Origin of the sequence: Pseudomonas sp. GW456-12-10-14-LB2 (assembly GCF_002884345.1) — a bacterium.
GTDB classification, from domain to species: Bacteria; Pseudomonadota; Gammaproteobacteria; order Pseudomonadales; family Pseudomonadaceae; genus Aquipseudomonas; species Aquipseudomonas paraglycinae.
In genome coordinates, this window is the sequence record NZ_POHV01000121.1 from 1 (window position 1) to 279 (window position 279).

Annotated in this window: 1 protein-coding gene; it reads left to right on the forward strand. The window is 73.8% G+C overall.

The window, feature by feature from the left end:
• A partial coding sequence (locus tag C1X29_RS29275; RefSeq protein WP_158247911.1) for a hypothetical protein occupies positions 1-279 on the forward strand: 279 nt, incomplete at both ends.

Consider the following 279-nt stretch of genomic DNA (forward strand, 5'->3'; position numbering starts at 1 on the left):
GTGCCGCACTTCGCCGAGGTGAAGGACCCCGCCTCCGGCGAGGCGATGTGCCGGGCCTGGCGCGACTACGCCGGCGACCCCGGCCCGTTCATCGCCGCCATCGAGGCGGGCGTGGCCCATCCCCTCAAGCGCGAGTACGCGCTCGGCGTCGTGCGCGAGATGACGGTGGCCGAGGGAGTCTGCTCCACGCTGGACCGCGAGTACTTCCGCCGCGCCTGCAAGGAGATGGAGGACTACCGCGCCGCGCTCCAGGCCAAGGACGCCGGCCGCTGCCGCACG